General features: G+C 65.6%; 10 protein-coding genes and 1 pseudogene. 5 read left to right on the forward strand and 6 right to left on the reverse strand.

The genetic code is table 11. From position 1 onward, the window contains the following. Positions 1 to 68: 68 nt before the first annotated feature. Positions 69 to 611 (reverse strand): protein tyrosine phosphatase family protein, encoded by a 543-nt coding sequence (locus tag CMC5_RS38145; RefSeq protein ID WP_050435004.1) that lies wholly within the window; start codon positions 609 to 611, stop codon positions 69 to 71. 142 nt (positions 612 to 753) lie between these two features. On the opposite strand from CMC5_RS38145, the gene CMC5_RS38150 reads away from it, so the two are divergent. The 3 genes and pseudogenes from CMC5_RS38150 to CMC5_RS38160 all read left to right on the forward strand — a co-directional run bounded on the left by CMC5_RS38150 (position 754) and on the right by CMC5_RS38160 (position 2,529). Next, positions 754 to 1,803 (forward strand): hypothetical protein, encoded by a 1,050-nt coding sequence (locus CMC5_RS38150; RefSeq protein WP_156339166.1) that lies wholly within the window; start codon positions 754 to 756, stop codon positions 1,801 to 1,803. Positions 1,804 to 1,843: 40 nt separating this feature from the next. Next, positions 1,844 to 2,089 (forward strand): annotated as a pseudogene (locus CMC5_RS38155) (barstar family protein); the annotation flags it as partial. Between the two features lie 38 nt (positions 2,090 to 2,127). Continuing rightward, the gene (locus CMC5_RS38160; protein WP_050435006.1) at positions 2,128 to 2,529 is read left to right on the forward strand and encodes a hypothetical protein; all 402 of its coding nucleotides are present in this window, start codon (positions 2,128 to 2,130) and stop codon (positions 2,527 to 2,529) included. Positions 2,530 to 2,699: 170 nt separating this feature from the next. Here CMC5_RS38160 and CMC5_RS38165 read toward each other — a convergent pair whose 3' ends face one another. The 5 genes from CMC5_RS38165 to CMC5_RS38185 all read right to left on the reverse strand — a co-directional run bounded on the left by CMC5_RS38165 (position 2,700) and on the right by CMC5_RS38185 (position 7,089). Next, positions 2,700 to 3,293 (reverse strand): hypothetical protein, encoded by a 594-nt coding sequence (locus CMC5_RS38165; RefSeq protein WP_050435008.1) that lies wholly within the window; start codon positions 3,291 to 3,293, stop codon positions 2,700 to 2,702. A 73-nt stretch (positions 3,294 to 3,366) separates the two neighbouring features. Continuing rightward, positions 3,367 to 4,461: a hypothetical protein gene (locus CMC5_RS38170; protein ID WP_050435009.1), complete on the reverse strand. Its 1,095-nt coding sequence runs from the start codon at positions 4,459 to 4,461 to the stop codon at positions 3,367 to 3,369. Positions 4,462 to 4,512: 51 nt separating this feature from the next. Next, the gene (locus tag CMC5_RS45415; RefSeq protein WP_050435010.1) at positions 4,513 to 5,106 is read right to left on the reverse strand and encodes a hypothetical protein; all 594 of its coding nucleotides are present in this window, start codon (positions 5,104 to 5,106) and stop codon (positions 4,513 to 4,515) included. 3 nt (positions 5,107 to 5,109) lie between these two features. After that, positions 5,110 to 6,024: a hypothetical protein gene (locus tag CMC5_RS38180; protein ID WP_050435011.1), complete on the reverse strand. Its 915-nt coding sequence runs from the start codon at positions 6,022 to 6,024 to the stop codon at positions 5,110 to 5,112. A gap of 57 nt (positions 6,025 to 6,081) precedes the next feature. Continuing rightward, complete coding sequence (locus CMC5_RS38185) at positions 6,082 to 7,089, reverse strand: DUF2589 domain-containing protein (protein ID WP_050435012.1); 1,008 nt, start codon at positions 7,087 to 7,089, stop codon at positions 6,082 to 6,084. Between the two features lie 1,055 nt (positions 7,090 to 8,144). On the opposite strand from CMC5_RS38185, the gene CMC5_RS38190 reads away from it, so the two are divergent. Together CMC5_RS38190 and CMC5_RS38195 are read left to right on the forward strand one after the other, a co-directional pair. Continuing rightward, complete coding sequence (locus CMC5_RS38190; RefSeq protein WP_050435013.1) at positions 8,145 to 17,153, forward strand: Tc toxin subunit A-related protein; 9,009 nt, start codon at positions 8,145 to 8,147, stop codon at positions 17,151 to 17,153. 12 nt (positions 17,154 to 17,165) lie between these two features. Next, entirely contained in the window at positions 17,166 to 24,557 is a 7,392-nt protein-coding gene (locus tag CMC5_RS38195; protein ID WP_063796427.1) for a SpvB/TcaC N-terminal domain-containing protein, read from the forward strand. Positions 24,558 to 24,568 lie beyond the last annotated feature (11 nt).

Consider the following 24,568-nt stretch of genomic DNA (forward strand, 5'->3'; position numbering starts at 1 on the left):
AGCACGACCAGGCGCCGGTCTCAGGATTCCGCCCCTTCGCATGACTCTCGACCGAAGGAGAGATCCCGTCAGGGAACCAGCTCCCGCACCCGCGCCTCGGTGCTCGTCATGCCCGCGGCGCGACCGAGCTCCAGCGCGCGCTCCTTCTCCATCCCCTTGCGTGAAGCCATCAAGGCCACCAGCGCGCCGGACCGGTTGCTGGAAGCGCAGTGCAGCAGCACCTTCCCGCTCGCCGCATCCAGCCAGGACTGCACCAGCGCCGCGTTCTCGAAGGTGATGTCCCGGGCCCCGGCGATCGGGAGCGGGTGGTAGCGCAGGCCCGCGGCGGCGACCTCCGCAGCCACGTCGCGGCCTGGCAGCTCGTCGGTGGGACGCAGGTTGATCACCGTGGTCACGCCGCGGTCCCGGAGCGACGCCCACTGCGCGGCGGAGGGCTGGCCCGAGGTCAGCAGGTCGGGCAGCGGCGCGTGCAGGTCGAGGCCCTCGATGCTGATTGCCGTGGAGGGTGCCCCGGTTGGCTCCGGTGCAGGCGCCTCGGCCTTGCAGGCAGCCAGCAGGAGCGGCAACGCGATGATGCAGAGGAGGGAGGAGGCGTCGACTTTCGCGCGCATCCGGGGAAGTAAAGTCGACTCGCTCGTCGGCGCAAGAACCTGCGGCTGCCGGCAGGTGGACGCAGCACACGCCACCGCGCCGCGCAGGTCGCCAAGCCTCGAAATCCTTGGGTTTCTGGGCGTCCCCCCGTAGCCTGCGCGCATGATGGCTCCGTCCCTTCGTCTGCAGATCGCAGGCGCCCTTCTCCTCGCCTGTGCCGGCTGCGAAAAGCCGAGTGTCTGCGGTCCTTATGCAACCATGAACCTGCCCGGCGTGACCCAGGTCGACCGCTGCGACGCCGACCCGAGCAGCGACTACGGCATCAGCGGCGAGACGACGGCGGACGGGAGCGCGCTCGTGAAGGCGATCGCACAGAGCGGCTTCGAGCTCGGCCGCGACGGGAAAACCCCCTTCGAGCATGCCGCCAAGCGGCAGCACATGCGCAAAGACGGCACCACGTACGCGATGTTCACCGACCTGGGCAAGCGCCCGAGCGGCGCCAATTATTTCTCGATCCAGCAGGACAAGGTGAGGTCCTGGGTTCCCGAGGAGAGCTGGCAGAAGGTGCAGACGAGCGACGCGGCGCGACAGACGCTCATCGACAAGCTGCGGGGCACCAGCGCACTGCTCGATGCGACGCCGAGCGCTCCGGAGAAGTGCGCTGGGTCGCTCGATGCGCTCGACCCGACGCTCGCCAGTGAGCCCAGGAAGCTGCTCGTCAACCTCGACGCCCGCGACTTCCGCGAGGCGGGTGCGCACGGGCCGAGCATCTTCCTGGCGCGCGTCGAAAAGGAACGGCGATCCTACGAGCAGCTCGACCAACTGGTCGCGGAGCGAGAGGAGATCGATCGGCTGGCCGCGCGGCGCGTGGTCGCCATCGTGAAGGCGACGGAGTACCAGCCGGTGAAGGACTCGTCGAAGAGCACACTCCCGTCGTCCAGAGATCAGGTCCGGTTCGTCACCGGAGGCGACGCGAAGTTCGTCGTGGCCGTGGTCGACCTGAAGGAGAACCGGATCCTCTGTCGCTCGAAGGGCGAGGCCAGCGTCGTGGACCGGTCGAAGACCGCGAAGAACGCGCCGGTCATCACGCAGCCCGATGGAAAGCAGGTCGCTTTCAACGTGCAGGATGTCACGAACGTCAACCTCGACACGAAGATCGCAGAGGCGGCCCGCGCCGAGCTGGCCAGGATGAGTCCCGCCTTCGCACGCTGATCCCTCCCCCCTCTGCAACGCGCGACGCGTCACCGAGCAGGACGTCCATCGGGCGCTCGCGCCCCGGCTCGCCTTTGGCCCTCACGATGGCTTCAACCTCGACGCACTCTGGGACCAGTTGTCGACGGACGTGGAGCGGCCCGTGCGAATCGTCTGGCTCCACGCGGAGGCGTCCAGGAGACATCTCGGGGAGGGATTCGACCGGCTCGTCGCCATCCTGCGAAAGGCCGAGGAGCAGGATGTCAGGTTTGGCTGGCGCGATCGGCTCACGTTCGAGCTGAGGTGACCGCTGCTCGGCGCACAGGCGCAACGGAGGGGAACGCGATGGTCAAAACCCAACTTGCAGCAATCCGGAGGCTATGCGCGGACCTCGGACTTCCAGAAGGGGGCCCTTACACCCAGGACTGGGCCTATGAGCTGCCGGAGGAGTTCCGGAGCGAGGCCCACTTCTACAGGTACGTCGACGCCTACCAGAATGCCGCGTACGGGGATCTGGAGCGACAGGTCCTCGTGGAGCTGACGCTGGACGTGGTCAATGACCTGATGCAACGCGACGGCGGCACGGGCGAAGCCGCATGGAGCACTCTGGCGACGGTCATCCGTCGGCATCCGGGTCTCCACCGAGATCAAGTCGAATACTGGGCGTCATTCGACGCAGATCTGGAGGATGCCTTCACATTGACCCCTCTCGTGCGTGAACTCTGGAATGAACTCTATGGCGCATGAGACATTCGCCACCGGCTCCACATCGCTCATCAGGGCGCGCGGAGCTCGACGGGTGAGCCCATCGCAGCGCAGAGCGCCATGCTCATTGGCCACAGCCACCGGAGCGTCCGGTCCTCGTGGGGCTCGCGCGTGCCAGCTCCCTCGACCCGTGATGGCGCCTCGGCGACGCGCTACTTCCCCTTCCGCATGGAGCAGCTCGAGCCAGGGCAATCGCCCACGCGCTGGGGTGCAATGGAGTCAGAGTCCTTCGGCCCGTTCTTCTTGCTGTTGCAGCCCTTGTGCGCCGGGGCCAGGTTGCTCGCATCCTGCAGCACGGCGCGAACGTCTTTCGTCAAGGTGACGCTCCAGTGGGTGCCATTGCAGCACACGTCGACCGTGCGGATCTCGGTCTTCAAGCGGGCCCAGGGGACCTTGTGCTCGATGGAGGGTCCGTCAGCGCCCGCGGCGCCTTTGACGATGGGCTTCTTGCAGAGGTAGCACGTCCATGGTTTCGGCTGACGGTCCCACCACTGGCTCGCAAAGGTGTTCTCGAATCCTCGCCATGAGCCCGAATAGATGTTCTCGCCATTGACGCTCTTGGGAGCAATCTTCTTCTTGCTGGCCTCCAGCAGCTTCTGAACCGCTCCTGGCTGTTTCTCCTCCAGCCCCTTCAGCGTCTCGGCGACCTTGGCGCCTCCCCGCGTCCGGCCACGCTTGTCGACGCCCTTGAGAGCTTGCTCGGTATGGCGCTGAACCTGTCGCTCCTCACGCGAAGGTCTGGGCATTACGCTGTGCTCCTTTCTTCATCGCAGCTCGCGTCCATGGCCGTCGGATCGAGATGGAGAAGGCCATCGCCCATCAGGGCCCACCACGGATGTTCTCGATCAGCTTCTCGATGCTTTTGACATCCTTGACGATCTCCCTGACCACGGAGAGCATCTCGCCAGGGTGCTTCAGGCTGGCCATTTTCTGGGTGAAGGTCGCGTCGTCCACCTTCACGCCGGCCTCGGTGAGCAGCATGGCCATGTCGTCGGCGAATCTCTCGCAGTTCTGGTAGACGTCATTCGCCGCCCTCCCTCTGCGCTTCACGACCATCAGCTTGGCGCCGATCTGGACGCCCTCTTTGAGGCTCCCGGCCTTCTTCACCTTGGTCTCCAGCGCAGCGATGTTCGTGAACATGCTGTCGACCGACTGGCGAATGCTGGTGACCTCATTGCGGTATTTCTTCCGGGCCTTCTCGGCGGCATCGGCTTTCGATTTCACCTTGCCGTAGATCGTCTTGGCGAAGCGCGTGACGTTCTGCTTGGCGGTCCTGTCCGCCTTTTCTTCCCCGATCACCTGCCGCTGCTTGTCGGTGAAGTAAGCGCCCATCTTCTTCAGCAGCGCGGCGCGGAGCTGCTCCTCGCCCTTGGAGGCTTCGTAGATGGTATTGACGAGGCTGTAGATCTTCTTGACCAGCTTGATCCAGGCGAGGATGTCGGTGCCGCCAGTCGCGATGAGGTCGAATACCTTGTTGGCAATGCCGACGGCTTTGAATGCCGTCCTCACGACCGTCGCGGCGCGGGCTTCGAGCAGGTTCCTGTCGCCCTGGGCTTCCTTGCGGAGGCGCTCCTGCACCGCCGTATTGACCCGGCCTTGTAATGCCTTGATGGCGTTCTGCACGCTCGCCGACGTAGCGGAGGCCATCTTCTGGGCGCCTTCGCTGTCGTTCTTCTTGGCGAGCTCGCGCACCTTGCCTTCCAGGACCTTGATCTCCTGCGAGATCGTCTGCGCGCAGCGGGTGACTTCCTGGTTCCCGGCGGCGACGCAGCGGTCCACCTTGCTGGAAGGTAAGGGGCTCTTGCTGTCGATGGTCACGGTGACGGTGACCTTGGTGTCACCGAGGTCGAGAACCTTCGGGTCGGGCTTGCTGGGGCAGAGATCGGCGGTGATCGTCTTGGTCACGGTCGGCATGGGGGCGGACTCCTTCCGGCGGTAACGGGATCGTCGGTCGCACGAGGTGGCTCATGACCCGGGCTTGGCGGCGGAGCCGGCGCTGCTCACGTCGGCGAGGCGGCTGAGGACGCGGTCGAGGAGGAACAGGCGGTCGGGGGTGGGGAGCGAGGCGGCCAGGTAGACGGTGAGCGAGCGGGTCTCCGCGCACTGGACGAGGGCGTGCCAGACTTGGCGGAGCCAGTCCATCCAGACGGGAGACCGGGGAGGGAGGCCGCCGGCCATGGCGGCGGTGGTGACGCCCTCGGCGAGCTTCTCCTCGAAGCGCTCCAGGCGCTCCTCGGCTTCCACGACGATCTGGCGCATCACCGCCTCGGCGCGCTCCAGGGCCTCGGTGGCGGCGGCGTTCTGGGCGCGGCGCAGGACGGCGCGGGTGCGGTCCTCGCCGCCAGGGAGGGCGTCCGACACGCGGAGGATGCGGCTGCGGAGGGCGGACATCTCCGAGCCCTGCGGGAGGCGCAGCTCGGACATCACCTTCTCGCCGGTGGTCAGCCAGGCGAGGGAGTCGGTGATGAAGCGCGGGTCGCCGCGCTGGTAGTTGTCCATCAGCGCCTTCAAGGTCGAGAGGTGCGCGCCGAGGCGCTCGATCCGCATGAAGAGGAACACGCGTCACTCCTGCGTGAGCTTCCAGACCCGGGAGCCGTCGCGCTGCTCCTCGCCCACCCACTCCAGGCCTTCTTCGAGGAGGGTGAGGTGGAGCTGCGTGACCGTGGCCGGACCTCCGCCCGCGTTCTTGATGGTGTCGGTGTCCACGAGGACGTCGAGGTCCGGCAGCGCGGTGGGGCGCACGACGGCGGCGCGCTGGGCGGCCTCGGCGACCTGCTGCAGGAGCGTGGTGGTGGGCTTGATCGCGAGCACGGCCTCGGCACGCTGACGGGCGTCCTCCGGGTCGAAGCTGCGCCCCGCGGTGGGGTCCAGCAGCTGCGCTTGCATGAGCGTGCGGCGGAGGAGGCGCCGGAGCACCTTGGTGCTGGTCTCGCGGGCCGCTTCCCGGAAGAGGGAGTCGGAGATGGCCACGCCGCCGCTCCTCTGGTGCAGGTCGAGCAGCTCGTCGGCGAGCTCGCGCCCGAGGTCGGCCTGGTAGGTGGCGAGGAAGCCCTGGACGAGGGAGACGGCATCGAGGAGCCGCTTGCTGGCGTCGGCGGTGGCGCGGGTCTCCTCGTCGTCGAGGCCCTGAAGCGCGGAGGAGCCTGCGCTGGCGCTCTTCGCCGCGAGCTGGTCGACCGGGGCGAGCGCGTCGAGGGCCGCGCCGAGCGCCTTCGTGGTCGCCTCGGCGACGCTCCCGGGCACGGCGGCCTCGGCCTGCACGGCAGGGACGACGCCGGTGATCATGATCGGGAGGGTGACCGCGATGCGGCTGAAGCGGAGCCTCGGGACGGGCAGCCCGCGGAGCATCTCGTTCTGGCGGTAGCGGTCGGCGATGCGGAGGGCCTCGACGTCGGCCACGTTGCGGGCCGAGGCGATGCTGGAGACGAGGGCGCCGAGCACGTCGGAGAGCTTGAGCTTGGGTTTCTGGGGGTCCATGCGCGCGGGAGGGGAGATGGAGCCGCCGGGCGCTCCCAGGTCCGGCGGCTCCGAGGGTCAGCCTCGACTGAGGAGGAGCTTGTTGTGCGCGGGGTCGAGCCCCACGATCGTGTAGTTGATCCCGCCGACCGAGAGACGGGCGCCGGTGGTGAACTTGGAGATGTCGCCGTCGATCACCATCTCCGTGACGACGGTGGTGGCGGCCGTCCGGGGATCCGGCATGGCGGGCACGGACGGCTGCGGCCCGGGAGGCAGCGGGGCAGGAGCGCGCCTGGTCCCCATCGAGGCCACCTTGGGGGGGTTCTTGACCGTGACCGGAGTGCCTACCTTGACCACGTTGGCGAGCGCAGGCGCGAATGTCAGCTCGCTGGTCGACGTGTCGATCGAGCTGACGGTGCGAGGAGCGCCGTCGAGCATGAACGTGCCACCCTGGACCACGGCGGCGAGATTGCCAGCAACCTCGATCTTGGTGTCGGTGGCGGTGGTATCCGTCGTGACGGTCAGCGAGATCGTTCCTCCGGTGACCTGCTTCTCCTCGATGACGTTCTCGAGGAGGGTCAGCAGGCGCTCGGTGCCGGAGGGCATGTCCTGGTTCCTGACCTGCACCATCACGTGCATGTCGAAGGTCCGCTCCTCCTTGTCGGAGTTCGAGCTCTTCTTCTGGTAGGAGGTCTTCGACTGGACCGAGGCGTTCACGAACCACGCCCGGGTCGAGGCCGACGCATCGACCACCTGCTCGAAGTTCTGCTCCGAGTGCGACTCGGTGATCGAGGTGATCTTGGCGTTGAACTCGATGGTCCCGCTCTCCACCGTGACGTATGGGATCGGGAGCATCGTGATGAAGGGGACCGTCAGGGTGAAGTCCTGATCCTGCCCCTGGTCATCCTTGCGGGTGTAGCTGAAGTCGACGTTGATGACCTTGCCATCCTGGTCGAAGCCCACCTCGCGGATGAAGTTGGCGGTGGTGATGGCCGACCTGGCCTGCGCCTCGACGATGGCGTTGAGCGGGCCGCCGATCAGGTTGCCGAAGTCCAGTGTGGCTAATTCTCGTCCTGAAACAGGCATGGATGTCTCCTTGGTTCTACCGCAGGCAGGCGGCCCGCCCCGTGGCAGCGACGAGCGTAGCATGACCGGCTGACCGGGTGGTAAGGGCGACCACGCGGGGGTGTACGGAAGGAAGACCCCTGTCTTCGTCGGATCCGGCTGGATTCATGCATCCCCTCCGCGCAGAGCGCTGCCCTACCAGCCCCTCGGGCATCGCGCCGGACTGACCGATCGCCGGCGCCGAGCTTCGTCGTGTGACGCGTCTGCCGCGACTCCGTTCTTCACGGCCATGTCGTTGGTGGTCGGACGAAGGGGCAGCAGTCCACGATTCCCGAACAGATCATGCCAGCTGCAGCCAGCGAGATACGGCGCCCACGCCAGATGGCTGCGCGACGGGGTCCGCGCATTCCACGGTCGAAAACGGAGAGAGTGAGCAAGCCCGACAGATGATTTCGAGCAAACAATCGCACCTTGGGACGACGCTGCTCCAGAATCCCCTCGAATGAGTCACGTCGGAGCGCCGTTCCTCGATGCTCTCGTCAGCTGAATACGGCGACTCGCCATCCAGCGGCGGAGGGATTGGCCCGCCGAAGAGGCGCGGCCACGCACCAGCACGCGCTTTCTTCCCGCGTCGGCGCGGGGGTCGGACCCTGCCAGACAGTCGAATGACATCGACATCATCGGTTCCAGCCATTGCGGTGCTGGCGTGGAAGATCCTGCCCTCAGGTCTCACCTCACGAGTCGTGTATAGGCCCTCACGGTTACGGGTTGACCAGGGGCGAAAACATAAGACAGACTGCATCCCGTCGCGCGGCTCCGCTCGTCGGTGAACGCGTTCGATCCAGGGTATTCGTCCATCGTCTCCCTTCGCGCCGTCCCTCATTGCAAGGATGGCTCGCGCGGGCCTGCCGACAGCAGCCCCGTGCCATTCATCGCCCTGCGCACGCGATTCTAGCCAATCGAATGCGCACGTCATCTTGCCGGCGCTCCTCATGGCCGGTTCGGTCCACGGGTGCGCCCGCAGCTCGTGAACCATCCATGCGACCTCCCGAGCCCACTCCCCAGGAAGGCCCCTCATGAACAGCGAATTCAATGACGAGACATTCATTCTCCACGCGCGCGTGATCGATGTCCGTGATTCGACAGGTATCAGCGGCCTCACGGTGGAGGGCTGGAGCCGGAGGTCGCAAGGCCACGAACTTCTGGCCGTGGCCACCACGGAGCAAGGCGGCTATTTCGTCTTCGAGATCGATCGGGCGACGCTCGTGTCGCTCGTGGGCGTGAAGCCAGTCATGCTCTCGTTCCGGATCTTCGATGACAGTCTGCTGCTGCTCGACACGGGCACGACACTTCAATGGCGCGTGGGGGATCCAGAAACCTCGCTGACCATCGAGGTCAACCCGGCCGCCACGCCGAGCATCGGCGCGCGCTCGAACTGGAGCGTGCGAGGGAAACTGGCCGATTCAGACGGCAATCCGCTGCAGGGCAAACGTGTCACCGCGGTGGATCGCAACGTCGGTCTTCCGGACAAGTCACTCGGCGAGAGCACGACCGACATCCGGGGGCGCTTCAGGATCACGTACGACGGGACGGACCTCGGCCGGCCACACAAAGCGCGTGCCGATCTCGCCGTGCGCGCGCTGGAAGCGGTCACGTCAGAGGAGCTGGCGAAAGCGTTCGTCTGTCGGGCGCCGCCGAACGCCGTCGTCGATTTGACCGCAACCGAGCCCCCCCAGAAAACCTCGGAGTTCGAGCGGCTCGCTGCCGCGGTGACGCCCGTCATCGGGTCCGTCGAGCCCCACGAACTGGGCGACGGCGATGTGGATCTGGCGGCCTGCAGCGCCGAGGTCGATCGAGACCACCTCCATCTTTTTGTGCTCGCTCATCGAATGGCCGAGGGGACCACGATCGACCCGGAGGTCTTCTATGGGCTGCTTCGCTGGGGCTTGCCGACGGAGCGTCCACAGCTCGTCCTGGCGGGGCGCACCGTCCATGAGGAAGCGCTTCGCTGGGCCGTGGACGAGAACATCATCCCTGCCATGACGGAGGGCGACATCAATGACGCCCTCGAGGAGCTCACCAATCTTGCCGCGACGGTGGCCCTGGAAGAGGAGCGGACCCCGGGGGCCGGGATGCTCAGCGACCTGCTGGCCACCGCGCTGCCCGATCCGAATCGGCAGGTCAATCTCTTGAAGCGCTACGTGGACCACGACGGGCCAGCTTCGGCGTTCTGGGAGGAGCTGCGGAACGATCCCGGGTACACAGGCTCCGAGGTCGACAAGGTGCAGCTCGCCCTTCAGCTCGGCGTGCTCGTACGTTATCACTTGCCGCTCTTCCATCATCTGGAGGATGGCTTCGCGACGAGCACGTTCCAGTCCTTGCGAGAGCTGGCAATGCTGCAAGAGGACGACTGGATCGATCTACTCAAGGACGATACCAATGGTCCCATCATTGGCGCACCTGCGGATATTCCGGGGGATACGACCGACGAGCGCATCCATCATTATGCTTCCGTACTCACGCAGAGCCTCGAGGCCGCATTCCCAGGGGCAGCTCTGGCAGGGCGCTTGCCGGCAGCCCCCGCGGTCCTGACGGACGCGCTCGAAGTCCTGAGCCGGGTCAAGGATTTCGAGCTGGGCCAGGTACGCATCGACGATTTCCTCGCGGCAAATCCGGACACGCTCTCGGGCGTCAGCCAGCCCGCCGTCACGAAGGCGCAGCTCAAAGGGATCGACCGGCTCTACCGGCTGACCACATCGACTGCGGAGATCTCCGCGCTGATGGAGACAGGGCTCGACTCGGCCCAGAGCGTGGTCCGGCTGGGGCGCGCGCGCATGGGCCAGCTCCTCGAAAACAAGCTCACGGTGGGACGCATCGACGCGATCTTCAGCGCGGCACGACAGGTGACCGCCTCGTCGCACACACTCGCGACCCGTTATCACGCGGCGTTCAACGGGCTCTCGGCGCACGTCCTGCCCACCCCTTCGGCGCCGGACATGTCCGAGATCGCGAGCTGGCCCGCCCTCTTCGGCTCCCTCGATTTCTGCGTCTGCGGCCATTGCCGCTCCGTCTATGGGCCGGCGGCGTACCTGGTCGATCTGCTCCAGTTCCTCCACCGCCAGCTCGCAGGTCAGGGCTCGGCAACATGGTCCCATTACAGCATCTTCACGCAGCAGACGGTGCAGTTCACGTCGAACGACTCGGCGCGTGACATTCTCCTCGCCCGGCGGCCCGACATCGCCAGCATCGAACTCACCTGCAAGAACACCGACACGCAGCTCCCCTACGTCGATCTGGTGAACGAGATCCTCGAGTACGCCGTCGCGAACACCGAGCTGTCGCCGACGGTCGCGTTCCCCGAGCACATCGCCACGGTGGGCACCCCCGCGCAGCTCGCGGCGCTGCCTCAGCCGCCGCCAAGCGACAAGGAGGAGGTGCAGGAGATGGCCTATCAGCTCCTCGCCGAGGCACCCTATCCCTGGGGGCTGCCCTTCAACATCGGCCTGGAGGAGAGCCGCATCCACCTCGACCACCTGGGCGTCTCGCGCGCTCGGCTGATGGAGGTGCTCGACCGCAGCGAGGAGTCCCGCCCCCATGCTCCGCCATCGGAGGCGCTGACGCTCGAACGGCTCCGGCTGTCGCCCGCCGGGTGGCAGCTCCTCCTGGGCACATTCACAGAGAGACCCTGGAAACTGTACGGGCTCCTCGAGACAGGCAACTCGCTCCAGGATCCCACGGGCACAAGCACGAGCCCCATCCAGGGCACCTGGGTCGGTGTCCTCCGGCACGTCTCCATCCTCCTGAATCGGACGGGGCTGACCTACGAGGCGCTGCGAGAGGTGCTCGCTACGGACTTCGTCGATCCCGAACCGAAGTCGCTCGCCATCGAAGCGGCCTCGGGGGCGGATCCGCTCACCTGCAAGATCGCGGAGCTGCGCGTCCCGGCGCTCGATGCCGCCGCGCTGGACCGAATTCATCGCTTCACCCGCCTGCAGCGGGCGCTCGGCTGGACGGTCGCCGAGGTCGACCAGGCGCTCAGCACGTTCGGCGGCGAACTCGATGAAGACATGCTCGTTCACCTCGCCGATGTCGTCATGCTCCAGTCCGAGGTGAAGATCCCCATCCTGGAGATGCTCACCTGGTGGGGGAACATCCAGACGCGTACCCCGCTTTCCGAGACGCCTTCGCTCTACGAAAAGCTGTTCCTCAACCAGGCCGTCACCAATCCAGTCGATGCCGCGCTGCAGCTGAACAGCAACGGGACCGACCTCGCGACGCCGCTCGATCTCGCCACCCACCATGCCGCGCTTCTCTCTGCCCTGCGATGTTCTCAAGCGGAGCTAGATCTCCTCACGAACATTGACGCAGCCAACGCGGAGCAGACCTTCCTCCTCGCAGATGGCTGGCTCGGACTCACTGAACTATCACGCATCTTCCGCGCCATCTCCATGGCACGAGCGCTGTCGTTGCCGGTGCGCGAACTGCTGATTCTGAGCGACATATCCGACATCCACATTCTGAAGACGCCCATCCCCTGGGATACGCGCCAATTCGTCCAAATAGCAAAGGAGGTCGTGGCGTCACGCTGGGGGATCACCGCGCTGCGTGGTCTCCTCCGCCATCTCCCATCATTGGTGCCAGCGCCCACCCCTGAACCTGTGGAGGTGTTCCTCGATGATCTCAAAGCGCGTCGCCACCAACTCGTGGCGAACTTCGTATCTTCCGAGGCTCAGGAATCACCTGCACCACTCGTGCGCGCGATGGTCCTCAGCCGACTCGGCGAGGTGGTCAGGCTCGACGCTGCGATCATCGAGGAGCTGACGACACGGATCCTGCATTCTCCGGATGACGACTCTCGCTCTGCACTCTCCGTCTTTCTCGATTGGCAAGACGAGGAATCCGGAGCACTGATTCCTACTCGGACTGACGCTCGTGTCACATTTCTTCGCCTGGAGAAGGTGGCAGGGCTGCTCAATCGACTCAAGATCACGCGGGACGAGCTGCGCTGGATGGTCGCGCCCGAGGAGGGAGAACCAGTGATTCAGCTCGATGCGATTCCCGTCCTTCCGGGAGTACCGAATCTAGCGCTCCTCAATGGGTGGCTGACCCTGGTTCGACTGACCCGCTTGCGGGATTCGCTCCCGACGGGCAAAGAGGCCCTGGCCGAACTCTTCCGGGTATACTGGCAGCACCCGGATGGTCCCTCGATAGACCCCCTTCCATCAGAAACCTTCCTGGCCGCGCTGGCTCACCACACAAAATGGTTGTATCCCGACGTGGAAACGCTGGCCACGCGTTTCAAAAATCTCCATCCGGGAACGCGCCTCCTGCGGATGGCGACAGCGCTCTCCTCGCTCCGTCGGCTGGGCATCAACGCCGCCAAGGGTATCGCCTGGGCCGACGCAGCCACCACCCCCTCGGCGGCCAGGGCGACGGCGCTCGACATCCGCAACACCGTCAAGGCGAAGTACGACGAGGCCCAGTGGAACACCGTCGCGAAGCCGCTGCGCGACGTCCTGCGCGAGCGTCAACGTGACGCGCTCGTGGGGTATCTCCTCTGGCAGGGTGACCACGCGGACAAGAACCGCCTCTATGCCGAGCTGCTCGTGGACGTCGAGATGAGCGCCTGCCAGCTCACCTCCCGCATCGCTCAGGCGATCAGCTCCGTCCAGCTCTTCGTGCAGCGATGCTTCCTCCACCTGGAGGCGGGCGTGAAGCTCGACGAGGAGGCGGCACGCGAATGGAAATGGATGCGCAACTACCGGGTGTGGGAGGCCAATCGCAAGGTCTTCCTCTATCCGGAGAACTGGATCGAGCCTGACCTCCGCGATAACAAGACGCCTTTCTTCAAGGACTTCGAGAATGAACTCCTCCAGAGCGATCTCGACAAGTCCAGCGCCGAGAAAGCGTACTCCACGTACCTGGTGAAGCTCGATCAGGTGGCGCGGCTCGAGGTGATGGGCATGGTCCGCCAGAAGGAGGGGAGCGGCAAGAATGCGCTGAGCGTGCTCCACGTGTTCGCGCGGACCCGCGACACGCCGCACAGCCATTTTTATCGCCGCCGCGAGGGGGACGATACGTGGTCGCCGTGGGAGAAGCTCGACATCGACATCCAGAGCGATCACCTCATCCCCGTCGTCTTCGAGCGCCGTCTGCTCCTCTTCTGGGCGATCTTCGAGACGAAGCCGTCAGCGGATCAGAGCGCGAGCATGGGGACTGCGACGGACCCCGGAAAGCCGCCGACGCAGGAGCGACACATCAAGCTCGCGTGGTCCGAATATCAGAATGGGAAATGGACGTCACAGCGAAGCGTGAATGCGCCCGCAATCGTCCAGCCGCTCACTGAGTACGAGGACTTTTACCCGATCACCGACTTCTACTTCCGTGCGTTCAACCGCTATCCCCTGTTCGGCACCAACAATGCTCCTGCGCTCGTCGTGGAGGCTCTGCTTGGCCGTGGTCAACACGCCTCCGAGCCTACCAGGGCCAAGAGCAGGCGGCTGGGAGAGTTCGTCCTCTCGGATTGCCGAGGAAGGTGGACATCCGAGGACGTCACGGCAACCGCGCTCTCGTTCAACATTCGGCAGCCTGGCCGAGCCCGCCGGAACCGGATGGCCCTTCTCCAGAGCGCCTCATCGTCCGACCAGCGACTTCATGTACTCAGCGGGACGCTCGCATCAGGATCGTCGAAGAACCTTTCCAGCACGGGTGAGCAGCTGGTCGTCCTGAAGGCCACGCCCGGCGAGTTCAGGATTCTCTTTCCGAACAGCTACGAGGACTTCCTGTCTCAGGATGCCTTCTTCTACGAAGACACGACCCGCAGCTTCATCGTCACGCCCCGAAAAGACCCCGTCAATCGGTGGGTCGTCAAAGAGGACATTCGCTTCGACGCAGTGCCGATCGTCTGGAACGACGACACACTCAAGCTCGAACTCCCCGATGACCTCTCCCCCTTCAACCTGCAGCAGGAGAGCGGGTTCGTCGCGCTCGAGGGAGGCTCGCGCAAAGACGAACTGCTCGAGCGATGGTCGAAGTCCACGCCAGAGGTGATCAACATCCCGCTGACCACGCTGAAGCAGCGGTATCTGTTCGAGCCATTTCACCATCCGTACGTCTGTCGCTTCATCAAGGAGGTCAATCGGTACGGGCTCGACGGCCTGCTCGAGTGGTCGCGGCATTCCACGCCACTCCAGCTCTTGCGGCAGGACAACTTCGCTTCACGCTATCTCCCCACCCAGGTCGTCGCGCTGCCCTACCCGGTCGAGGACGTGGACTTCTCTCCGCGCGGTGCCATGAGCACCTACAACTGGGAGCTGTTCTTCCACGCGCCCTTGCTCATTGCGGATCGGCTGAGCAAGAACCTGCGCTTCGAGGAGGCGCAGCGGTGGTTCCACGCCATCTTCGACCCGACCACGGGCTCCACGGCGCCGATCCCCCAGCGCTTCTGGAAGGTCCGGCCCTTCTTCGAGAACGCGGATCTGACGGCCATCGACGAGCTGCTCGCCGGCCAGGTGGAGTCGCTGTCGCTCCAGATCGAGGCGTGGCGACGGGATCCCTTCAATCCCCACCACATCGCGCGATTGCGGCCTCTTGCCTACCAGAAGACGGTGGTCATGAAGTACATCGACAACCTGATCCGGTGGGCCGATCACCTGTTCCGGCAGGACACCGTCGAGTCGACGACGCAAGCGACGCAGCTCTACGTGCTGGCCGCGGAGATCCTGGGGCCACGCCCCCGGTCGATGCCGAAGCGGGGCGACACGGGAGCGAAGACGTACCGAGAGCTGGAGCCGCTGCTCGACGACATGTCGAACGCGCTCGTCGAGATCGAGTCATGGACTCCCTCGGGGACGGGCGGCACCAACATCGGAAGCGACGCGCTCGCCGAGCCGCTGGTCATGCCCAGCATGCTCTACTTCTGCGTTCCGCCGAACGACATCCTGCTCGGCTACTGGGACACGGTGGCGGATCGGCTGTTCAAGCTCCGCCACTGCATGAGCATCGACGGTGTCGTGCGGCAGCTCCCCCTCTTCGAGCCGCCCATCGATCCGGCGCTGCTCGTCCGGGCAGCGGCGGCAGGGGTCGACCTGTCGACGGTGCTCCAGGATCTCAGCGCGCCCGCGCCGCACCAGCGGTTCCCGCTGCTGCTCCAGAAGGCGAACGAGATGGTCGCGGAGGTCAAGTCGCTGGGTCAGGCGTTCCTGTCGGCGCGCGAGAAGCGTGATGCCGAGGAGCTGTCGCTCCTTCGGTCGAACCACGAGCTTCGGCTGCTCGACGCGATCCGGCAGATCAAGCAACAGCAGGTACACGAGTCGCGAGAGTCCCTGGCAGCGCTGCGCAAGACGTATGAGGCGACGTCGATCCGTAACCAGTTCTACCGCGACGTCGCGCGCTTCAGCGCTTGGGAGGTGGCGCACCTGACCATGCACGGTACAGCCTCCATCGCTCAGGCGATCATTCAGGGAATGATGTCGGCAGCCGCAGTGTCCCATTCGCTCCCGAGCTTCACCACGGGCGGCGCCGGTGCCATGGGATCTCCCGTCGCGGTCTCGACAGTCATGGACGGCACCAAGACCGGAAACTCCATGTCTTCTGGAGCCTCGGCGGCCAACATCGCCGTCAGCCTGCTGCGCGACGGTGCCACGGCAAGCGCCACCGTCGGCGGCTACGAGCGGCGCTGGGACGACTGGAAGCTCCAGGAGCGCGTCACGGCCCGGGAGCTTCAGCAGATCGAGAAGCAGATCGTGGCGGCGGAGATCCGGCTGGCGATCGTGGAGAAGGAACTCAGCAACCACGAGCTGCAGATGGAGCAGGCCCGTGAGGTCGCCGAGTACCTCCGCGACAAGTTCTCCAGCCAGGCGCTCTACGACTGGATGTCGTCCCAGCTCGCGACGCTGTACTTCCAGTCCTTCCAGCTCGCTTACGATCTCGCGAAGCGGGCCGAGCTGGGTTTCCGCTTCGAACGGGGACTCACGACATCGTCCTTCATTCGCTTCGGCCACTGGAACAGCCTGCGCAAGGGCCTCCTCGCGGGTGAGGCGCTCAGCCTGGATCTCAAGCGGCTCGAGCTCGCCTACCTGGAGCACGACAAGCGTGAGCTGGAGCTGACCAAGCAGATCTCGCTGCTCCAGCACGCGCCCGGTGCGCTCCTGGCGCTCAAGACGACGGGATCCTGCACCATCGATCTGCCAGAGCAGCTCTTCGACAGGGACTTCCCTGGGCATTACCTGCGCCGCTTGAAGAACGTCAGCCTGACGTTGCCCTGCGTCGTTGGGCCTTATGACGGGATCAACTGCACGCTCACCTTGACCGAGAGCAAGGTGCGACACAGCAACGTCTCGGCCGATGCGACCGATTACTTGAACGAGACGGAGATGCGGGTGGCCCATACCCCCGTCAGCTCGATCTCCACAAGCCATGCGCAGAACGACAGTGGGCTCTTCGAGGTCAACTTCCGGGACGAGCGCTATCTGCCCTTCGAGGGAGCGGGAGCGATTTCCTCCTGGAAGCTGGACCTACCGCATGAGTGCCAGGCATTCGATGTCGGATCGCTCTCCGACGTCATCCTCCACGTGCGCTACACGGCGCGTGATGGCGGGGAGATACTCCGACAGCACGCGAGCGCGGCACTCGCGACCTGGCTTGCCGACGACGAGGGCCCTCTCCCGCCGCTCGCCAAGCTGGTCAGCCTGCGGCACGACTTTCCGGTCGCCTGGCAGGCCTTGCTCGACCCGTCGGGCACCCAGGAGCTCACGTTCGCGCTCGAGCACGAGCTGTTCCCGGTGCCGCTTCGAGGCAAGAAGCTGACGATCCTTCGGGTCGATCTGGTCCGGGTTCTCACCCCCGGGAAGACGGCCTCGTTCAGCCTGTCGCTGCCTCTGGCGGGCGCCCCCGGCGGCACCCCGCTGGTCCTTCCCGACGAGGAAACAGGGACCACATCGGACTTCAAGACGTGCGAGTTCGATGCTCCCGCTTCGTTGACGCTCTCGGCGATCCTCACGCCTCCCAGCACCGCGACAGCGCTCGCTGAGGAGCTGCAGGACATCCTCGTCATCGCCCACTACACGGCCAGCACGGTCAGCTGAGAGGTAGCCACCATGAATCCTCGTCGCACCAGGGATGACGTGCAGGACCAGGCTGCGCCCAGTGCAGCGGCCAGCAGTGGAAGCAAGGAGGGGGGCGAGCGCGCCGAGGCGTCGCCGCCGCGCGGGCTGACGCCCGTCGCAGCGCCGTCCCCTTCCCTTCCCAAGGGCGGCGGGGCCATTCGCGGGATCGGTGAGAAGTTCTCGGTCAGCCCGGCGACGGGCACTGGTTCGCTCACCGTTCCCATCGCGGTCAGCCCGGGTCGGGCGGGCGCACAGCCAGACCTCGGGCTGTCGTACGATTCGAGCACGGGGAACGGGCTGTTCGGCGCAGGCTGGCAGCTGTCGGCGCCGCGGATCACGCGCAAGACCGACAAGGGATTGCCACGCTACGAAGATGCGCTGGAGTCCGACACCTTCGTGCTGTCGGGCGCGGAAGACCTCGTCCCCGTGCCGGACGAGCATGGCGCGCTGACGCCCGAGATCGACGGGGAGGAGTCGGTGCTGCGCTACCGGCCTCGGACCGAGGGGCTGTTCGCGCGCATCGAGCGGCGGACGAATACCACCACGGGTCGCACGTACTGGACGGTGACGACGCGCGACAATATAACCAGCCTCTATGGCAAGGCGGACGAGGGCCGCATTGCAGACCCGAAGAATGCCCGGCGGGTCTTCGCGTGGCTCCTGGAGGAGACGCGCGACGACCGGGGCCATGTGACGACCTATGAGTACAAGGCCGAAGACCTGGCGGGAGCGTCGCAGGCAGCGACGTACGAGGCGCACCGTCATGCGGGGCTCTCGCCGGAGGCCAACCGGCACCTGAAGCGCATTCGCTACGGGAATGTGACGCCAGGGGATGACGAGACGATGCTGTTCGAGGTCGTCTTCGATTATGGCGAGCACGACGAGGCGGTGCCGACGCCGGAGGAGGTCCAGCCGTGGTCGCGGCGGCAGGATCCCTTCTCGACGTACCGCGCCGGGTTCGAGGTGCGCACCGCGCGGCTGTGCCGGCGGGTGCTGGTGTTCCACCACATGGCGGAGCTGGACCCCGAGGCCACCTCCAGCGCCCCGGGGGACTTTGCGCCCACGCTCGTGCGCTCGACGGACTTCGTTTACGACGACAATCCGGTCCTCACCAAGCTCACGGCGGTGACGCACTCGGGTTATGTCCGGGAGTCGAACGGCAGCGGCTACCAGAAGAAATCGTTCCCGCCGGTGGAGTTCGGGTATTCGGAGCCGGAGCTCGATACCACCGTTCGCTTCCTCGACAAGGAGAGCGTGCGCGACCTCGCGGGTGCTCTTCAGGGGTCGACGCAGTGGGTCGATCTGGATGGCGAGGGGCTCCCGGGGTTGCTGGTGCGGCAAGGGAGCGCACTGCTGTACAAGCGAAACCTGGGCGCGGGACAGCTCGGGCCGGCGCGCGCCTTGCCGTCGAGGCCTTCGCTCGCCGCGAGCGGCTTGCAGGTGCTGGATCTCGACGCCGATGGACAGAAGGAGATGGTCTTCTTCGAGCGGCCCGTGGCGGGGTATTTCGATCGGACCGAGGAGGAGGCGTGGGCGCCGTTTCGAGCGTTTCCGGCGCAGCCCGTCATCGACTGGTCGGACCCGAACCTTCAATTCGTCGACCTGAATGGCGATGGGTCGGATGACGTGCTCATTGCACGGGGGACGACGCTGGTCTGGTATCCGTCGCGGGCCAAGGGCGGTTTCGAGCCGCCGGTGACGCTGGCAGCACCACGTGATGGGGAGCGAGGGGCGGCGCTCTTGTTCACCGACGGGCACCACACGGTGTTCCTGGCCGACATGAGCGGGGATGGGCTCAGCGATCTGGTCCGGGTCACGAATGGCAATGTTTGCTACTGGCCGAACCTGGGGCACGGGCGCTTCGGCGCGAAGGTGATCTTGCACGGCGCGCCGTGGTTCGATCATGCGGACAAGTTCGATCCTCGGCGGGTGCGGCTGGCGGACGTGGACGGGTCGGGGACGACCGATGTGCTGTACGTGCGCGGGGACGGGATCTGGTGGTACCCGAACCAGGCGGGGAATGGCTTGGGCACGGGGGTGAAGTTCCCGAGCATGCCGGACCATAGCCTTCACTCGACCCTTGCCGTGCTCGACCTGCTCGGCACGGGGACGGGGTGCCTCGTCTGGTCGAGTCCTCTGCCCGGGTTTGCTGCAGCGCCGCTGCGCTACATGGATCTGCTGGCGGGCAAGAAGCCGCACCTGATGACGTCGGTGAAGAACAACCTGGGGCTGGAAACGAGGCTCCAGTATGCGCCGTCGACGAAGTTCTTCTTGCAGGATCGCGCGGCGGGGACGCCGTGGGTGACGAAGCTGCCGTTCCCCGTGCACGTGGTCGAGCGGGTGGAGAGCTACGATCACGTGAGCCGGGTGCGGTTCGCGTCGGAGTACCGCTATCACCACGGCTATTTCGACGGGGAGGAGCGAGAGTTTCGCGGGTTCGGGCTCGTGGAGCAGGTGGACACCGAGGCATTCTCGGCGGCGCGCGGGGTTGGGTTGTTTCCGGAGGTGACGCCGGTCAATGGCGAGCTGCCGCAGCCGCCGGTGCTGACGAAGACGTGGCTGCACACGGGAGCCTGGCGGAAAGGGGCGGAGATCAGCCAGCAGTACGAGAAAGAGTACTATCAGGGCGAGAGTGGTGGCGGCGGTGGGGGGCTTGTGGAGGAGCCACGCCTACCGGATACGATCTTGCCGGCCGGATTGACGCCGGACGAGATGCGGCAGGCCTGTCGGGCGCTGCGAGGGCAGACGCTGCGGCAGGAGGTGTACGCGCTGGATGGGTCGGAGGCGGAGACGCGGCCCTATTCGGTGGTGGAGAGCAGCCACGCGGTGCGGCGGGAGCAAGCGATGCGCGGAGAGACGCCGGGGGTCTTCCTGGTGTCGCCGCGGGAAGCGATCTCGCTGTACTACGAGCGGCACGAGGATGCAGAGGGGAGGCTCGATCCCCGGGTGACGCACGCTTTCACGCTCGAGGTCGATGCGTTCGGCGTCGCGCGGGCGAGTGTCGCGGTGGCGTACCCGCGGCGCCATGGACCGAGCACGGTGGCAGCGCAGAACGAGCTGCATGTGACGCTGACGGAGATGGAGGTGGTGCATCTGGCGAATGCGTCGGATGGCTATCGCCTGGGCATCCCGATCGCCACGCGCACCTACGAGCTGCACGGCCTCACCACGCCCACCGGGGTGTACGCCTTCGAGGACGTCGTCACGGCGGTCGCCGAGGCACGTGGGAAAGCTGCACGCGCTTACGAAGACTGGCCTCCGTCTGGTGGCTCGCCGATGCCTTCGCTGCCCGAGCGGCGGCTCATCGAGGACATGCGCGTGCGCTATCAGGACAGCGACAACCTGCCGGCGCCCCTCGCATTGGGCGTGGTGGACGTGCACGCGCTCCCCTACGAGAGTTATCAGCTCGCGCTCACCCAGGGGCAGATCGACACGACCTACAATGACGGCTCGACGCGGGTCACTTCGGGGATCCTGCTCGAAGGTGGCTATGTGCAGCTCCCCGATGAAGCGGGATGGTGGATCCCCTCCGGGCGGCAGATCTTCGATGCGGCGAAGTTCTTCCTGCCGACCTCGGTGCTCAATCCCTGGGGGACTGTCAGCACGGTCGAGTACGACGATTACCACCTGCTCGTGGAGCGCACCGAAGACGCGCTCGGCAATGAAGTGGTCGTCACCAACGATTACCGCGTCCTGTCACCCGTGATGATCACGGAACCCAATGGCAACCGTGGCGCCGTGCAGCTCGACGCCCTTGGGATGGTCGTCGCCACGGCGGTGATGGGCAAGCTCGGGAGCCTCGACGGCGACACGCTCGACGATCCCACCACCACGCTGGAGATCGACCTGTTCCGGTACATGAACACCGGCAAACCCAGCGTCATCCACGCGCGCGCCCGCGAGACCCACGGAGACCCGAACACCCGCTGGCAGGAGATCTACACGTACTCCGACGGGTCGGGCCGCGAGATCATGCGCAAACTGCAGGCCGCCCCGGGCCTGGCGCCTTTGCTCGACGAGCATGGTCACCCCGTGCTCGGCCTCGACGGCAAGCCCGAGATGGCGACGGCGGATCCACGGTGGGTCGGCAACGGCCGCACCGTCGTCGACAACAAGGGCAACCCCATCAAGCAGTACGAGCCCTACTTCAGCAGCACCTTCGAGTTCGAGGACGACGAGGTGCTCATGCACTGGGGGGTGACGCCGGTCCTTCGCTACGACCCTCTGGGGCGGCTCGTGCGGACCGACTTCCCCGACGGCACCTGCGCGCGGGTGGAGTTCTCGCCCTGGTCGCAGACGTCGTGGGACGCCAACGACACCGTGCTCGACCCGGGCAATCTCTGGTTTGCTGCCCGCCAGCCCGGCGCCACCCCGACGCCAAGCGCCGCCGACCAGCGCGCCGCCACCCTGGCCGCGGCGCATGCCGGCACGCCCGCCGTGGTGCATGTCGACCCGCTCGGGCGCGCCGTGGTGGGCGTTGCCGACCTGGGAGGCGGCACCAAGCTCCTCACCACCACCACGCTCGACCTCGAGGGCAACCCGCGCATCATCACCGATGCCCGCGGCAACGACTGCATGGTCTACACCTTCGACGTGGCCGGTCGCAAGGTCCACCAGCACAGCATCGACGCTGGCACCCGCTGGATGCTCTCGGATGTGCTCGGGAGCCCCCTGCGCGGATGGGATAGCCGCGGCCACACCCTCCGGACCACCTACGACGTGCTCCGCCGGCCCACCGGCCTGTGGGTGCAGCAGGGCATCGACCCCGAGGTGCTCGCCGAGCGCACCGTCTATGGCGAAGGCGTCCCCAGCGCGGCCACCCTCAACCTGCGCGGAAAGGTCTACCAGCAGTACGACGGCGCCGGCCTCGTCACCAGCGACGGCTTCGACTTCAAGGGAAACCTGCTCGGTAGTACCCGCACCCTGGCCGTCGACTACCAGAACCAGCTCGACTGGGACGCGACTCCGGCCCCCGCACTGGAGGTCGAGACCTTCACCAGCACCACCGCTTACGACGCCCTCAACCGGCCCGTCAGCACCACCACGCCCGACCAGAGCGAGACTCGGCCGACGTACAACGAAGCCGGCCAGCTCGAAGCCGTCGACGTCCGGCTGCGTGACGCCCCCACCCCGACCTCCTTCGTCGACGACATCGCCTACAGCGCCAAGGGCCAGCGCGAGCGCATCACCTACGGCAACGGGATCATCACCGAGTACACCCACGATCCCCTCACCTTCCGCCTCACCCGCCTCAAGTCCACACGCGTCGCTGACAGCGTGGTCCTGCAGGACTTGCACTACACCCACGATCCTGTCGGCAACATCATCCTTATCGACGACAAGGCGCAGCAGAGCCTCTACCACAACAGCCAGCTCGTCGAGCCTGTCTCCAGATACGAATACGACGCCCTCTATCGCCTCATCCACGCCGAGGGCCGCGAGCACGCCGGTCAGAACGCGAACATCCAGCAGGACGCCGAAGGCTTCCCACTCGTCCAGTCCGCACATCCCAACGACCCCCAAGCACTCCGCGCCTACACGGAATCGTACGACTACGACGAGGTTGGCAACCTCCTCACCATGGCGCACCAGGCCGTCGGCGGCGGGTGGTCCCGCCATTACGAGATCGACGACGACAGCAACCGGCTGCTCTCCACCAGCCTCCCGGGTGACCTGTCTTCAGGCCCTTACTCGGCCCATTATTCGTACGACCCCCACGGCAACATGACTTCGATGCCGCACCTGGTGAGCATCGTCTGGGACTTCGAGAACCAGCAGCGCGAGGTCGACCTCGGCGGCGGCGGGATCGCGTACTATGTATACGACGCAACCGGGAAGCGCGTCCGCAAAGCCTGGGAACACAACGGCATCATCGAGGAGAGGATCTACCTCGGTGGATACGAACTCTACCGCCGGAGAGAAGGCGTGAATGCGAACCTTGTCCTTGAGCGAGAGACGCTTCACGTGAGGGACGACGACCGCCGTATCGCCATGGTGGAGACGGAGACGGTAGAGGCTTCAGCTGCAGTACCATTGCCACAGAGTCGCATACGCTGTCAGCTCGAGAACCATCTTGGCTCCGCAGCGTTGGAACTCGATGAGACAGGAATGGTCATCTCTTACGAGGAGTACCATCCGTATGGGACGACGGCGTATTGGTCGGCACCTAGCGGGATAGAGGTAAGTCTCAAAAGGTATCGCTACACGAGGAAGGAGCGCGACAAGGAGACTGGGCTTTACTATCACGGCGCGAGGTTCTACGCCTGCTGGCTCGGAAGGTGGATATCAACGGATCCAGCAGGTGTGGAGTATGGTCCGAATCTATATGAGTATGTAAAGGCGAATCCCGTCAGGTTTCATGATCCGAGTGGAATGTCGCCGGAGGACGATGTACCTGATTACGGGCTCGAGTTCATGCAGCGTCTGGTCGTCGCGCAAGCAGTGGAGTCGGGGATCAAGCCTCCAACAGCCGAGGAGCAAAAGGCGCAGCAGGCAGCCCAGAGTCAAGCGCGTGCACAGAAAGCGGTGACGTCACGCACCACGGCGCCCGTGGGGCTCCGTGCGCTCCAGCAGATGGCACCAAGCACCCAGAACAGCGTTTTCGTTCAGGGATCGCACCTGTCGGGCGCCCTCAACGCAGGCACTGCAGTAGGGCTTGCTGGGGCGGTGGCTGGTGCTACCGGGGCTGGCGCGGTGGTGGCATTCGGTCCGAGTACGGTCACTGCAATCGGCCTTGGTGTAGCGCGGGTCAGTCCTATCGTAGGGCGGGTCGGTGCTGGCATCATGCGGGCCAGAAGTGCGGTGGCGCAGGGCGGCACCAAGGTAGGTCAGCTAGGTGCGAGGTACCGGCAGCAGATTGAGCAGGCTCTTGATGGGATGTTGGAAGCAGCTCAGCAAGGCGCGGGCCCGCTGGAAGCGCTAGCCGGAGCAGGCATCGGGGGGGGCGCAGGGGTCGTGGGCGGGGGGCTGAAGGGACAGGGGGGCCGCCTTCTGGACGAGATCGGGGACGTGCTGTCCCTGATGGTCGGACGAGGATCTGGTGGCACTTCAAAACCTGCTGCTATCGGAGCATCAGCAAGAACGGTCATTGATGATGTCATCGAGGAGACAATGCGTGGTAAAGGCAATATCACAAGTCGCTACACGCTGACTGTGAATGAGGCCCTCGAAGCTGGCGAACGCTGGGTCGGTAAGGGTTATAAAGAGATCGGAGTCCCTGGCAGCGGTGTCTTCCGCAGCGCTGACGGGACCCGCCAGTTCCGAATAGACCCAACCTCGGTGGCTGGCACTCATGACCCATGGGTCAAGCACATTCATCTCGAGGTCCTTGACAAAAACGGTCGAAAAGCAGCTACTAACAACCACATAGAGTTCAAGGAGTAGATTTGTGCGGC

The sequence above is a fragment of the Chondromyces crocatus genome, from assembly GCF_001189295.1.
GTDB classification, from domain to species: Bacteria; Myxococcota_A; Polyangia; order Polyangiales; family Polyangiaceae; genus Chondromyces; species Chondromyces crocatus.

Bases quoted from the DNA above. Each gene is read 5' to 3' on its own strand.
- CMC5_RS38145 (WP_050435004.1), bottom strand. From the start codon at position 611: ATGCGCGCGAAAGTCGACGCCTCCTCCCTCCTCTGCATCATCGCGTTG.
- CMC5_RS38150 (WP_156339166.1), top strand. From the start codon at position 754: ATGATGGCTCCGTCCCTTCGTCTGCAGATCGCAGGCGCCCTTCTCCTC.
- CMC5_RS38160 (WP_050435006.1), top strand. From the start codon at position 2,128: ATGGTCAAAACCCAACTTGCAGCAATCCGGAGGCTATGCGCGGACCTC.
- CMC5_RS38165 (WP_050435008.1), bottom strand. From the start codon at position 3,293: ATGCCCAGACCTTCGCGTGAGGAGCGACAGGTTCAGCGCCATACCGAG.
- CMC5_RS38170 (WP_050435009.1), bottom strand. From the start codon at position 4,461: ATGCCGACCGTGACCAAGACGATCACCGCCGATCTCTGCCCCAGCAAG.
- CMC5_RS38180 (WP_050435011.1), bottom strand. From the start codon at position 6,024: ATGGACCCCCAGAAACCCAAGCTCAAGCTCTCCGACGTGCTCGGCGCC.
- CMC5_RS38185 (WP_050435012.1), bottom strand. From the start codon at position 7,089: ATGCCTGTTTCAGGACGAGAATTAGCCACACTGGACTTCGGCAACCTG.
- CMC5_RS38190 (WP_050435013.1), top strand. From the start codon at position 8,145: ATGAACAGCGAATTCAATGACGAGACATTCATTCTCCACGCGCGCGTG.
- CMC5_RS38195 (WP_063796427.1), top strand. From the start codon at position 17,166: ATGAATCCTCGTCGCACCAGGGATGACGTGCAGGACCAGGCTGCGCCC.